11 protein-coding genes are annotated in these 14388 nt (G+C 51.9%); 3 read left to right on the top strand and 8 right to left on the bottom strand.

Features of this window, described 5'->3' with window-relative positions; genetic code table 11:
- Positions 1–76: 76 nt before the first annotated feature.
- Complete coding sequence (gene mqo / locus ACFOMG_RS02385) at positions 77–1549, top strand: malate dehydrogenase (quinone) (protein WP_376864537.1); 1473 nt, start codon at positions 77–79, stop codon at positions 1547–1549.
- A gap of 210 nt (positions 1550–1759) precedes the next feature.
- Positions 1760–2413 carry a hypothetical protein gene (locus tag ACFOMG_RS02380; RefSeq protein ID WP_376864535.1) on the top strand — a complete coding sequence of 218 codons (654 nt, stop codon included), beginning with the start codon at positions 1760–1762 and terminating at the stop codon, positions 2411–2413.
- Positions 2414–2481: 68 nt separating this feature from the next.
- On the opposite strand, the gene ACFOMG_RS02375 is transcribed toward ACFOMG_RS02380, so the two are convergent.
- The 5 genes from ACFOMG_RS02375 to ACFOMG_RS02355 form a co-directional block, all read right to left on the bottom strand.
- A complete protein-coding gene (locus ACFOMG_RS02375) occupies positions 2482–2619 on the bottom strand; it encodes a hypothetical protein (protein WP_376864533.1) in 138 nt (45 codons plus the stop codon).
- A 289-nt stretch (positions 2620–2908) separates the two neighbouring features.
- On the bottom strand, positions 2909–3529 hold the full coding sequence (locus ACFOMG_RS02370) for a 3'-5' exonuclease (protein ID WP_376864531.1): 621 nt from the start codon (positions 3527–3529) through the stop codon (positions 2909–2911).
- Positions 3529–5328: a DUF294 nucleotidyltransferase-like domain-containing protein gene (locus tag ACFOMG_RS02365; protein ID WP_376864530.1), complete on the bottom strand. Its 1800-nt coding sequence runs from the start codon at positions 5326–5328 to the stop codon at positions 3529–3531. Before ACFOMG_RS02365 ends, ACFOMG_RS02370 begins: the two co-directional genes overlap by 1 nt.
- Before the next feature lie 41 nt (positions 5329–5369).
- Positions 5370–6938, bottom strand: coding sequence for a cation acetate symporter (locus tag ACFOMG_RS02360; protein ID WP_376864528.1), 1569 nt, complete (start codon positions 6936–6938; stop codon positions 5370–5372).
- Positions 6935–7246: a DUF485 domain-containing protein gene (locus ACFOMG_RS02355; RefSeq protein WP_376864527.1), complete on the bottom strand. Its 312-nt coding sequence runs from the start codon at positions 7244–7246 to the stop codon at positions 6935–6937. Before ACFOMG_RS02355 ends, ACFOMG_RS02360 begins: the two co-directional genes overlap by 4 nt.
- A 215-nt stretch (positions 7247–7461) precedes the next feature.
- Between ACFOMG_RS02355 and ACFOMG_RS02350 the strand changes: the two genes are divergently transcribed.
- Positions 7462–10905, top strand: a complete 3444-nt coding sequence (locus ACFOMG_RS02350) for a PAS domain-containing hybrid sensor histidine kinase/response regulator (RefSeq protein WP_376864526.1) — start codon at positions 7462–7464, stop codon at positions 10903–10905.
- 3 nt (positions 10906–10908) lie between these two features.
- Here ACFOMG_RS02350 and ACFOMG_RS02345 read toward each other — a convergent pair whose 3' ends face one another.
- From ACFOMG_RS02345 to acs, 3 genes are all read right to left on the bottom strand, one after another.
- Positions 10909–11244 (bottom strand): hypothetical protein, encoded by a 336-nt coding sequence (locus ACFOMG_RS02345; protein WP_376864524.1) that lies wholly within the window; start codon positions 11242–11244, stop codon positions 10909–10911.
- A gap of 200 nt (positions 11245–11444) precedes the next feature.
- A complete protein-coding gene (locus ACFOMG_RS02340) occupies positions 11445–12122 on the bottom strand; it encodes a response regulator transcription factor (RefSeq protein ID WP_376864522.1) in 678 nt (225 codons plus the stop codon).
- Between the two features lie 150 nt (positions 12123–12272).
- Positions 12273–14222, bottom strand: a complete 1950-nt coding sequence (acs, locus tag ACFOMG_RS02335; RefSeq protein ID WP_376864521.1) for an acetate--CoA ligase — start codon at positions 14220–14222, stop codon at positions 12273–12275.
- Positions 14223–14388: the final 166 nt, after the last annotated feature.

Genomic DNA, 14388 nt, shown 5'->3' with positions numbered 1-14388 from the left:
ATGATCCGGCCACAAGCCAACCCGTGAGGCGCAACAAAACGCACCAGATTTTGATTTTAGTTAAAGGCGAAACCGTATGACTATTCAACAAGTCGATGTTCTCCTGGTCGGTGGTGGTGTGATGAGCGCGACGCTCGGCACCCTGCTGAAACGCCTGGATCCATCTCTGACCATGGCGATGGTCGAGCGTCTCGATCACGTTGCGCACGAAAGTACCGATGGCTGGAACAATGCCGGCACCGGCCACGCCGGTTATTGCGAACTGAACTACACCCCTCAGGGTGATAACGGCGTCGAAATTGAACGGGCGCTGACCATCAACGCCAACTTCGAAATTTCACTGCAGTTATGGAGCACACTGGTTGGCGACGGTGGTCTGCCACAACCCTCCAACTTTATTAACACCACTCCACACCTGAGTTTTGTCTGGGGCGAAGACAACGTCGCCTTCCTGCGCGAACGTTACGAAAAACTCAGCGCCCACCATTTATTCAGAGATATGGAATTCAGTGACGACCCTGACGTCTTACGTCAGTGGATGCCACTGGTGATGGAAGGCCGTGACGCCAATGAAAAAGTAGCCGCCACCCGGGTACATTACGGTGCGGATGTCGATTTTGGTTCGCTGACCCGCAATATGGTAAGCCAGCTGGAACAAAGCGATAACTTCGACCTGATCCTGAATTACGAAGTCGACAGTTTTAAAAAGCTGGACGACGGCTGGCTGATCGAACTGGACAGCATGAAAGGTGAAAAGCCACGCATCGTTCAGGCTAAGTTTGTCTTCCTGGGTGCCGGGGGTGGCGCTCTGCCATTATTGCAGGCATCGGGTATTCCGGAAGCCGACGGTTATGGTGGCTTCCCGGTCAGCGGCCAGTGGCTGGTATGCAAAGACCCGGAAATCGTGCAGCAACACCACGCCAAAGTGTACGGCAAAGCCGCCATTGGTGCGCCGCCGATGTCAGTTCCGCATCTGGACACCCGCATTATTAATGGCGAGCCAGCGTTATTATTCGGCCCGTTCGCCGGTTTTACCATGCGCTTCCTGAAAAAAGGTTCCAAGCTGGATCTGCTGAAATCCGTCAGCCCGTCCAATCTGCTGCCGATGATGTCAGTCGGTATCAATAATATGGATCTCACTAAATATCTGATCAACGAAGTGCGCCAGTCTCACAGTGAGCGGGTTGCCTCTTTGCGTCAGTATTTCCCATCCTGTAACGACAGTGACTGGAGCCTGGCCCAGGCCGGCCAGCGGGTACAGATCATCAAAAAAGATGCCGAAGGTAAAGGTAAGCTGGAATTCGGCACCGAACTGGTTGCCTCTGAGGACGGCAGCATAGCCGCCCTGCTCGGTGCCTCACCAGGTGCCTCAGTCGCGGCGCAGGCGATGATTGAAGTGCTGGAAAAATGTTTCGCCGATAAAATGGCTCAGGGCTGGGATAAGGAGCTGAAAAAGCTGATTCCGTCTTATGGTCAGTCGCTGGTCGACGATGCAACACTGCTGGAGAGTGTTCGTAAACAGACACTCGAAACACTGCAACTGGGCTAATTAACCCCGCAGCACAACAGGCAGATAAAAAACGGAGGTTTTCACCTCCGTTTTTTTATGCTCCGGCTTGCGTTTAACCACACCTTTTTACTTTTATCCGAATAATAACTTAGTACCATTTATTACTTTTTTACTGAGATAATTTTGGCCAAATACCGTTCTCATTGGTAATCTCGCCGCCCGCTAAATCTCATTAAAAGGATATTAAAAATGAAAATGCGTGCTTTATTAACTGCTGTTTCTGCGGTTTTCTTTACTGTCGCCCTGAGTGGTTGCAGCTCTTCAACCGTTAAACGTGATGCGAATCAGGAATTTCCTCTGGCAGTCAACAGCGCTCAGCCGGCATTAATTTTCCCGATTTCTCTGCACGGTGTTCCGGGTGATACAACCGAAGTTGGCCTGGCAATTTCTTCCGGTGCGGTAGGTAAATACGGAGCCTCTGTTATTTCCGGTCAGCAGCTGTACAGCATGGTGGGCAACCTGTCCTGGACACTGGGCGAGAACATGCGTCGCCAGGTTCAGAATGACAAAATGGACATGACCGGTTCTGCGGCGAAATACGCAACTGAGCTGGAAGAACAGATGAAAACTCTGACCGGTAAATTAAAATCGCTGGGAGCGATTAAAGACCCTAACTACGATTTTAAATACGTTATTGTACTGCACGTCGATTCAGCATCTGGCATGCAACTGCCATTCGTGAAAAAAGTAACGGCCTTTGGTGGTGTATTTGACCTGGAAAGCAAAAAGATTGTTTCCTACATCGAAAAAGATCTGACGCTGTCTGAAGATGCGGTTCTGGCTCAGATGCCATCTGAAATGAACACCATCATTGAAGAGCTGATCACCAAGCCAGCCGCTTAATCGCTGCGCACTCAGGCTAGAACAGCCGCTTAAATAACCCCGCGTTGCGGGGTTATTTATCAGCGCTGTTATTGCCGGTATTTTTCCATAACCCAGTCAGGGTGCTTATACAAAATCCGCAGATCTTTATAACGCCAGATATCCTTCAGCATGGCCACCATTTCATACAGCTGAATATAAAATGGATTCAGTGGCTTTTCGGGCACTCGGGTAACACCGTATTTAATTTCCCCGGCTTGTGATTCATCCCGGAAGGTACCAAATATTTTATCCCAGATAATGAATACGCCACCAAAAACTGATAAAATAGATTGGTCTCAATAGCGATCAGAATCCAGTCTTTATCAAATCCAATCAGCGCCAAGGATAAAAGCCAGCGCACGAATCAGATCTTCCATCGTTTTCTCCTGTTATTGTTATGCTGCAAAGTATCCCGCAGCCAGGCAATAACAGATTGACCCATCCGGCAAAACTTTTGACATTCCCTGCCAAAAGTCAGCGACGGGTTTTGCCGAATTCGGTCAGTTTGATCAACATCAGCGCCGTGGAGATCACATCCCCCATCGCCGTGTGACGCTCGATGACCGGCACTTTCAGATCGTTAGCCAGTCCTTCAAAAGTCAGATCAAGCGCCATTTCCGGAATATGCCGACGCTTCTGGCGGGCATACAACTCAGAAACTTCAATAAAGCGATTGGGCAAGTGAAAGTTATACAGCTGTTTGATATAGCGGTTCAGAATGGCTTCGTCGTATTCGATATAAAAGCCACAAATCGGCCGATTGCCAACAAAATCCAGTACCTTTTCAATGGCTTCCGCCAACGCAACCCCCTGTGTACGATCTTCCCGGCGTAAATAATGTATCCGCACAGAATCGGGGTCGGTTACGGCATCTGAATTGATGGTCAGTTCCAGTGCCGACGACAACAGAATCTGACTGCCTTTTACCCGCACCGCAGCAACACTCAGCAATTCACCTTTTTTTTTGTCGAAGCAGCTGGTTTCACAATCGAGCACCACAATTTCATCACCGTCATAACGTTCCGCCAGATGTTTCCAGCGTCCTTCCGGCGGCAAATAGCCGGGAATATGACGTTTCAGCCAGCGTGGCAGCATTAAAAGTTCTCCATGTGGAAATGGACAAACAACTGCTGCTTGAATTTTTTTACCCGGTGAAACGCATGGCGTAACAAACTGCGATCAACACTGCGCAGCTTATCCAGCTCCAGCTGCTGACTCAAACCACGGTTTTCACCCTCCCGCTCCAGCTGCTGACGCAGTCGTAAGCGAATAAAGAACAACAACGCATCACGTAACCCCTGTGCGACGTCTTCTTCCAGCACACCTTTGTGTTGCAATATTTCCAGCCGTTTTAAGGTATTACATTCATCCACCGCATGTTCAAACGCCAGCGACCGGACGCCATGCACCAACGGAAAAATTCCGCCTTTTTTAATATCGACCTTGCCATGGTCTTCGCGGATTTTTCCCAGGAAGGTCAATGGTGTTTCAAATTGCAGCGCTTGTTTGGCAAACCAGACTAACGCCAGGCTGGTCCGCAAATCCTCACCCTGCCAGCTGGCTTTAACCGGATAAAATAACTGGGCATCACCGCAGATTGGTTCGGCATCCATAAATATTGCCATATTCATCATAGCGTCCGGTGTGCTGGCTTCAATCCAGCGGCCAACCCGGGCCTGCCAGCCTTCGGTGGTTTCAATCCAGCTGTCATTAATAAACATCACCCCACCCGGACAGGGCGGGTAGCCAAAGTCCAGTAATGCCTGGTGCAATTGCTGCAGCAGCGGTTTGACCGCTTCACGGTCATGTTCATTCTTTAAAATAATGGCATTGTCCTGATCGGTTTTCAGGATCTGTTCTCCCCGCCCTTCACTGCCCAGTACCAGAATACAAACACTGTTGCGCAAACGCTGAGGGAAAATAATTTCAAAGGCACGCTGAATCAGACGACGATTCAGTGTGGTTATCAGCTCCATAATGGCCGACACATGTACTCCCTGGCCGGCCAGGCTTTCGATCAGAGTATCAAGCCGCTTGGCCGCCACCACCAGTTCCTGCTGGTTCTTAGCCTGTTCTATACGCATTGCTATAACGTGCGAGTGGGTGGAAAACAGACTGAGCATGTCCATTAGCTCCAGCAGACCAACAATCTCGCCGTCGCGTTTCACCACCACCCGTTCGATCTGATGCTGAGTCATTTTTAATAAAGCACCAAACAGGAAATCGCCGTATTCGACCTCAATCAGCCGGAACTGAGCAACATCAGCCACTTTATCCTGCTTACCTTTATCCGCCATCAGGGTCGCTTTTAATAAATCAGTGCCCGTTACTATGCCGGTCTCATGACCACTGCGTACCAGTACGGCATCGTATTTCTGTTCGTGCATTAACGTAGCAACCCGCGCCAGGTTGGTCTGGCCATTGACATACACCGGCGGCCGGATGGTGTCTTCATCAATACGGGCAAGAATAAATTCCGATACCGAGTTATCACGTTGTTCGACCAGCGACTGCCGGGTGCCTAAGTCGGTTTTGAAATAAATAGAAAAATCGTCGGAGGTTTCGATCAGGCGGATAAAGTCTTTCGCCTTAAGCAAATAACACAGGGTTTCTTCGATCGCGGTATATTTGTGTTTACAACGTGACTCCAGCACAGCTCTGACATCAAAAATATCTTCCCGGCCATACTGAGAAAAAACCTGCTCACCACTCTGGTCACTTTCTTCCACTACCCCTTTATAAATAATAAACAGGCCCGGGCTGGCATCCCCTTCATTCAGAATAACGGCGCCGGCCGGGTAGAACACCAGATCAAGACGACTGGTCAGCCAGTCCAGCTGCGTATCATCGAGAAAACTGAAGGGCGGCTGATTCAGGTTGATCTGAACAGACATAAATTGCCTCCTGCTGATTAGCGCAAGCGCCAGCTGTCCTGTTAATGACGGCTGGCAGTGCTGGCCCCCAGGCCGGTTTGCGAGCGCACCAACTGCTGATCGAACTGCTGGCGTTCGTGCTCGCCCTGTTCCGAGCGGTCCGACAGTGAAAAATAACCAATCGCAATAAAGGCCACCGTGATCGAAAACAAGGCCGGGTATTTATACGGAAATAACGCCTCGGTATTTCCCAGAACCTCAACCCAGACTACCGGACCACAGATCACCAGTACAACCGCCGTGAGCAAGCCAAGCCAGCCACCAATCATGGCCCCCCGGGTCGTTAAGCGGCGCCAGTACATAGATAAAAACAATACCGGGAAGTTGGCACTGGCAGCGATAGCAAACGCCAGCCCCACCATAAAAGCGATATTCTGATGTTCAAACACGATGCCCAGTACAACAGCCAGTACACCTAACCCCAGCGTGGTGATACGCGATACCCGGACTTCGTCCGCGTCACTGGCTCCCGGGCGAAAAACATTAGCGTATAAATCGTGTGACACCGCGGATGCTCCGGCCAGAGTTAACCCCGACACCACCGCCAGAATGGTGGCGAATGCCACCGCCGAGATAAATCCGAGAAAGGCACTGCCGCCAACGGCTTCCGCCAGATGAACAGCCGCCATATTATCTCCACCGATCAGCTCGCCGGCGGCACTCAGGAAACGACCGTCAGTAGAGACCAGCACAATCGCACCGAAGCCGATAATAAACGTCAGGATATAAAAATAACCAATCAGGCCGGTGGCATAAAACACGGAGGTACGTGCGTCTTTGGCATCCGCCACCGTAAAAAAGCGCATCAGAATATGCGGCAAACCGGCGGTACCAAACACCAGGGCCACAGCTAAACTGATCGCCGATAGCGGCTCCTGTAATAAACCGCCAGGGGCCATGATCTCTAGTCCGCGTGGATGAACCTCGGTCGCCCGACGAAATAATTCGCCTAAATCAAAACCGACCGCCAGCAATACCATAAAGGCCATAAAGCTGGCCCCGGACAACAACAACACGGCTTTAATAATCTGCACCCAGGTGGTTGCCAGCATCCCCCCGAATGTCACATACAACACCATCAGCAAACCCACCAGCAGCACGGCATAGTGGTAAGGCAGGCCAAATAACAGCTGAATTAACTTGCCTGAACCCACCATCTGGGCAATCAGGTAAAGCAGTACCACACACAGGGATCCCACGGCGGCCAGAGTACGGATCTGGCGTTGTCCCAGCCGGTAAGATGCCACATCGGCAAAGGTGAAACGCCCGAGATTACGTAACCGTTCGGCGATCAGGAATAAAATCAGCGGCCAGCCCACCAGAAAGCCGATGGCATAAATCAGGCCATCAAAACCAGACAGATAAACCAATCCGGAAATCCCCAGAAATGACGCCGCCGACATATAATCGCCGGCGATGGCCAAGCCATTCTGAAAACCGCTGATGCCGCCACCGGCAGCATAGAAATCTGCCGCCGTGCGGGTACGACGGCTGGAGAACCAGGTGATCGCCAGCGTCATCACCACAAACACCAGAAACATAACAATCGCCGGCCAGTTCAGAGCCATCATTGCTGGCATTCCTCCAGAATGCGCTGGTTTTCTTCATCAAATTCGGTATTGGCTTTTTTGACGTATACCCCGGTCAATAAAAATGACATAACAATAATAAAAATACCGATAGGTACCCCCCAGGAAGTCACGCTGTCTTTGGTAATGGGAGTGGCTAATACCTCCGGAGCAAAGCCCACCAGCAGAATAAATCCCGCGTACATCGTCAGCACCACCGCGGACAACTGCCAGGCGAAGCGACGGCGCTTTTCCACCAGCGCGATAAAATCGGGGTGGGATTGAATACGATGGCAGGTGTCTTTGTACACGAACGGGCTCCGGTTGAGTTTCAGTTTAAAGTGTACTCACGGCTAACACTTTCCCCAGCAGACCAAAGTCGCAACATTGATTCACCGCAGCCGGTTTCGACTTTGGTCTAAGATTAGAAAACAAACCCATCCGGCTGATCAGCCGGCAGTGGTAGTATTGGCGGACTCGTTCGCGCCCGGACAGCGAAGCAACCAAAACAATAAAAAGGACGGTTATGATTCCCGCCTGGCAACTGATCTCCATTTCGGTTCTGTATATCGGCACTCTGTTCTGGGTCGCCTGGTATGGTGATAAACGTGCCCATCAGGGGCGGCCTATCCATAACACCGGTGTGGTGTACAGCTTATCGCTGGCGGTGTATTGCACTTCCTGGACCTTTTACGGTGTGGTGGGTCAGGCAGCCAGCAGCGGCTGGAGCTTTTTATCGGTATATGCCGGGCCGTTCCTGTTTATGGTGCTGTTCTGGCGAATGCTGGCCAAGATCATCCGGATCTCTAACGAAAAACGCATTACCTCCATCGCTGATTTTATTGCCACTCGTTATGGCCGTGACCACACCCTGGCGGTGCTGGTCACTCTGGTTGCAATGCTGGGGGTGGTGCCCTACATCGCACTGCAGCTGAAAGCCATTACTATGGGGTTTAACCTGGTCACCACGCCACTGGGCACAGACCCCGGCATCACTGAATATTTCTGGCAGGATACGGCGTTTTATATCAGTGCGGCGATGGCGCTGTTTGTTATTATTTTTGGTACCCGTGATATCGATGCCAGCGAACAACACCCCGGCATGATGCTGGCCATCGCTTTTGAATCCCTGGTGAAGCTGCTGGCGTTTATTGCTGTTGGTGTCTGGGTGGTAAGTTATTTGTATGAAAGCCCATTTGATGTACTGGAGCTGGGTGCCAAAATCGCCCCTGAGCACCCCTTACTGAATACCAATGTGATTTCCCTGGCGTTTGTTTTACAGACGGTGTTAGCGGGTTTTGCCATGTTGTGCCTGCCGCGCCAGTTCCAGGTCGGGGTCATCGAAAACGAATCCTTATCACACGTTAAAACGGCACGCTGGATGTTTCCGGGGTATCTGTTGCTGATGTTGTTGTTTGTGGTGCCCATCGCTTTAACCGGCCACCTGTTTATGAAAGACCTGGGCTTCACGCCGGATACTTATGTGCTCAGCCTGCCGGTGGCGCTGGGACAAAATGTGCTGGCCACCATCGCCTTTATCGGTGGTGGCAGTGCCGCTACCGGCATGATCATTGTGGCCACTATTGCCATCAGTACGATGGTGTCAAACGAGCTGATTCTGCCACTGGTATTCCGCAGTTCTCAGCCGCAGGTTGATATTCAGCAGTCTTCTAACGTACGGACACTGGTATTAACCGTACGCCGGTTGGTGATTGTCGCCATGTTATTCGGTTCCTACCTGTTTTATCGCACCGTCGGAGAGTTTGAATCACTGGCCGCCATTGGCCTGTTATCCTTCGCCATCGTGGCGCAGTTTGCCCCGGCCCTGATTGGCGGCATTATGTGGCAGGGCGCCAATCATCAGGGAGCCCTGGCCGGTATTATCAGCGGTACCTTCGTCTGGTTTTACGCGCTGTTATTACCGGTGCTGGATAACTCATCCGGTGCCTTAATCGGTTCGCCGTCGCTGACCATGATCAGCGAAAATCTGGACGACTTCAGCTTTGGTGTGATTCTCAGCCTGGCAGTTAACCTGTCATGTTTTATTTTCTTTTCCGTCATCACCAACGCATCCGTGCGTGAGCGTATGCTGGCCAGTGATTTCAGCAGCACCAAAGCGGTACAGAGCACCCAGGTGGAATCGGCTTTCGACTGCAAAGTCGATGATGTCCGGGTGGTACTGGAACGGGTACTGGGCTTTCAGAAAGCCGATGCCTTTTTTACCGACTACCAACACCGCCACGGCGTACAATACGACCACGCGGTGGCGTCTAACGAATTGTTATACGAAGCTGAAAAAATGCTCGGTTCCGTGGTGGGCGCTTCATCTGCGCGGGTGATTTTTTCTACGTTATTGGGCGGTGAACAGATTCAGATCCGCGATCTGGCATTTATCGCCAGCGAAGCGAGCCAGGCATTTGCCATGAGCCGCGAGCAGCTACAGGCAGCAGTAGAAAACCTGCATCAGGGCGTCAGCGTGGTGGATAAAGACCTCAACCTGGTGGCCTGGAACAGCCGTTATCTGAGATTATTTAATTACCCGCCGGGGTTTATTCAGGTCGGTAAACCAATCCGTGAAATCATCGCCTTTAATGCCCGTCGCGGTTTTTGTGGCCCGGGTGAAATTGAACGACAGGTCAGCCGCCGGATGACATTTTTACGCAACGGCTCCCCGCATCAGTTTGAACGCACGCTGCCGGATGGCATTGTTATCTCAATGCAGGGCCACCCGATGCCGGATGGTGGCTTCGTCACCAGTTTCACCGATATCACCGCTCATCGTAAAGCCGAGCAGGCGCTGAAACAGGCCAATATCAGCCTTGAACAACGGGTTGAAGAAAGCAGCCAGGAACTGGAAGACCTGACCTCACAACTGATCGAAACCAATGCCAGCAAAAGTCGTTTTCTGGCTGCCACCGGTCACGATCTGATGCAGCCGTTAAACGCGGCCAAATTGTTTGCCTCCACCCTGGCGCAACATTCACTGAGCGACGATCAGCGTGAATTATTAACTCACCTGGAAGGATCACTGCAATCTGCCGAAGACGTGTTATCCATCCTGGTGGAAATATCCAAACTGGATGCTGGGGCGATGGAGCCGGATATCCGCCCCATTAACCTCAGTGCCGTTTTAAAGCCACTGAGAGATGAGTTTACCGCGCTGGCTTCCAATAAAGGCCTGACATTACGGGTTCGCAGTTCTGCCAGCTGGGTTAGCAGCGACAGCCACTGGCTACGCCGCATTATCCAAAACCTGCTCGGCAACGCGGTGCGTTATACCCAAAGTGGCGGGGTGTTATTGGGATGCCGCCAGCGTGGCGACAAGCTGGTGATTGAAGTGTGGGACACAGGCCCGGGTATTCCGCAGGATAAACTGGGGGAAATTTTTGGTGAGTTCAAACGCCTGAACCAGGAAAAGCAGGACAGCAAAGGGCTGGGACTGGGTCTGGCGATTGTCGAACGTATGACCAACCAGCTCGGCCATCAGATAGAGGTGCACTCCCGGGTTGGCCGTGGCACCTGTTTTCGTCTGACCGTAGCACTGGCCGAAGCGCAACAACCGGAGGTTGCGACCAGCCATTCCGCCGGAGGCAGTTCGGCCAGTTTTGAACACCTGAAAACGTTCTGCATTGATAACGATCCGGAAGTCTTAACCGCCATGAATGCACTGCTCAATAGCTGGAAATGTGATGTATACAGCTGCAGCGATCTGGCAGGCGCCACCCAGGTTCCGTTTAAGCCGGAGATTATGTTGTGTGATTATCAGCTTGATAACGACGAAACCGGCTTACAGGCGATGGCGATATTGCGTCAGCAGTTCAACGATCCGGAGCTGCCCGGTATTCTGATTTCTGCCGATCCGCGTCCGGAAGTAGCTGAACAGGCTCGCGATATGGGCTTTTATTTCCTCAGCAAACCGGTACGTCCGGCCGCCTTAAGGGCACTGGTACGGCGCTTAGTCAAAAAATAAGCGTCAGACATCCAGCAGTGTCTGGCGCACAAAACCCTGTTCACAATGACCGTGATACTCCAGCCAGTGCAGTGTGTTGCCAAGCAGCACCACACTGCCCGATACCACCAGGGTTGCAGCCGGAATTCCGACCATTAACACCAGACAGCTTTCGGCCGTGTCACCACAGTCACGGACATTAATGACCGTCGCATCCAACGTCAGCTGGCGGGTCAGCATACGGCATTCCTGTGCGTAACTCTGAGATTGTGTGACGGCTGGATAATAGGCGCAGCCACTGAGGCTGATCAGTAACAACAACCAGCTGTGGCGAATATTGAATCGTCTTCCCTGCATCATGTACGCTCCTGCGAAGCGGTTAAACCCTGGCCCCCTGGCCCCCTGGCCTTAGTCAAAAACCGGAGTTCAGTCAAAAACCGGAATTCAGTCAAAAACCGACGGCTCGCCAAAAGCCCGGATTTACTCAAAAAGTGACGTAAAAAATGCCGTTGTGGCATCACAACGGCATTATTGTGTCAGGAGTCTTAACCCAGGCTTAACTACTGGCTGCTTTGCGCCATCTGCTGGTCGGGTTTTTCAATATCCAGACTTTGCACCGCAATCACTGCCTGGGTGCGGGTGCGAACCCCCAGTTTACGGAAGATCGCGGTAACGTGGGCTTTGATGGTCGCTTCACTGACGTCCAGGTCATAAGCAATTTGTTTATTCAGCATGCCTTCCGTCATCATAGTTAATACCCGGAATTGCTGGGGTGTCAGACTGGCCAGACGCTCAGCCAGATCGAGCGCTTTTTCATCCGGCAGGTGCTGATGACGGCGCGCCACTTCCGGCAAATAAATATCGCCCTGCAATACCCGCTGAATGGCCTCAGCAATGGTATCCAGCGGCGATGATTTAGCGATATAACCGGACGCCTCATGGTCGATTGCCTGGCACATGATGGCCGGATCTTCACAGGCAGACACCACAATCACCGGAATTTCAGGATAGTGTGAGCGCAGAAAAACCAGGCCGGAATAACCGTGGGCTCCCGGCATCTGTAAATCCAGCAATACCAGATCCGCATCTTTATGCTGTTCCACCAGCTGTTGTAATTCCGGTAAGGATTCGGCCTGTTCGATCGCCACATCCGGCACCAGCTGTTTAACCGCCTGCTGCATTGCAGTACGGAATAACGGGTGGTCATCAGCAATGATTATTTTTTTAGCGAGCTGCATATTTCCTCCTGCTCATCAGTCTGTATTCTGGCACTTTTTTTTCATACTTGTGAGCAACGTTTTTAATTTTTTGACTGAAAAGCAAAAAGCCGCCCGGGAAACAATCCCGGACAGCCTGATGATCAGATACGGTGGTTGGTCGCCTCCAGCTTAACGGTTGAGGCGATTATCAACCAGAATATCCACTACCGACGGATCAGCCAGGGTTGACGTATCACCCAGAGCGTCGTGTTCGTTGGCGGCAATTTTACGCAAAATACGACGCATAATTTTGCCCGACCGGGTTTTTGGCAGCCCCGGAGTAATCTGAATCAAATCCGGTGTCGCCACCGGACCAATTTCCGAACGCACCCAGGCGCGTAATTCCTGAGCCAGCTCTTCACTGGCCTCTTCTCCGGAGTTCAGTGTGACATACACATAGATGCCCTGACCTTTGATATCGTGCGGATAACCCACCACAGCCGCTTCCGCCACTTTGGCATGAGCAACCAGCGCACTTTCCACCTCAGCGGTGCCCATGCGGTGGCCGGAAACGTTAATCACGTCATCAACACGGCCGGTAATCCAGAAGTAACCATCTTCATCACGACGTGCGCCGTCACCGGTAAAATACATGCCCCGGAAGGTGGAGAAATAGGTCTGCACAAACCGCTCGTGATCGCCATAAACCGAACGCGCCTGACCCGGCCAGCTATCAATAATCACCAGATTGCCGTCGGTCGCACCGTCCAGCAACATTCCGGAGTTATCCACCAGTGCCGGCTGTACACCAAAGAACGGCCGGGTTGCAGAGCCCGGTTTCATATCGGTTGCCCCCGGCAGTGGCGTAATCATGATGCCGCCGGTTTCGGTTTGCCACCAGGTATCGACGATCGGGCAACGCTGTTCGCCCACTACATCGTAATACCACTGCCAGGCTTCAGGGTTGATCGGCTCGCCAACAGAACCCAGCAGACGCAGAGATTCACGGTGTGTTTCCTCAATCGCCGCACGGCCTTCCGCCATTAATGAACGGATTGCAGTGGGCGCGGTGTACAGAATATTCACCTGATGTTTATCGATAATCTGCGATACACGGTTGATCGACGGATAGTTCGGCACCCCTTCCGACATCAGCGTAATACCGCCGTTCAGTAAAGGCCCGTATAACAGATAGGTGTGGCCGGTAATCCAGCCAACATCCGCAGTACACCAGTAAACATCACCATCGTGGTAATCGAATACGTACTGGTGAGTAATTGATGCCCACACCAAATAACCACCGGTGGTATGTACCACCCCTTTAGGTTTACCGGTGGAACCCGAGGTATACAGAATAAACAGCGGATCTTCGGCGTTCATTTCTTCGGCCGGACAATTTGGCGAAGATAAAGCCATCAGCTCTTCGTACCACACATCACGGGCCGCATGCCAGGCCACGTCAGCCCCGGTCCGCTTAACCACAATCACTTTTTCCAGGCTGCCGATGGCCGGATTGGTTAACGCTTCATCAACGTTGGCTTTTAGCGGCACAGCACGCCCACCGCGTACCCCTTCATCGGCGGTAATCACCACCTTGGCATTACTGTCTTCAATACGACCAGCCAGCGCATCCGGCGAGAAGCCGCCAAACACCACCGAGTGGATAGCGCCAATCCGGGTACAGGCCAGCATGGCGACCGCCGCTTCCGGAATCATCGGCATATAAATGCACACGACATCCCCACGGCGAACGCCCTGGCCTCGTAATGCGTTAGCAAAACGGGATACCTGCTCGTGCAGTTCACGGTAAGTGATGTGTTTATCCTGATCCGGTTCATCACCTTCCCAGATGATGGCGGTCTGATCACCACGTTGCTCCAGATGGCGGTCGAGACAGTTAACAGAAGCGTTCAGCGTGCCGTCTTCAAACCAGCGAATATCAACATTGTGATCGTCGAAGGATACATTGCGTACTTTGGTAAATGGCCGCATCCAGTCGATGCGCTGCTCCGCCTGTTCGCGCCAGAACCCTTCCGGATTGATGACGGACTGTTGATACATCTGCTGATATTTATCGTTATTAATCCAGGCAGAGTCGGAAAACTCAGGTTTTACCGGATAGACATTCTGATCGCTCATAGCGTGTCCCCTGATTGATTGCTGTTGTCGTGCGGGTATCACGACTGTTGTTTTTGTTGTGATCCATATTGGTCACGCCCTGACCATCCAAAAATTAGACAATGGTCTATCTGCTACGTTGGTAACCCCCACGTAAGTGAGTAAGTACTTCTACCTAAGGTCAGGG

Origin of the sequence: Bacterioplanoides pacificum, assembly GCF_042648445.1 — a bacterium.
GTDB classification, from domain to species: domain Bacteria; phylum Pseudomonadota; class Gammaproteobacteria; order Pseudomonadales; family Oceanobacteraceae; genus Bacterioplanoides; species Bacterioplanoides pacificum.
This window is presented reverse-complemented; position numbering and strand designations above follow the sequence as displayed.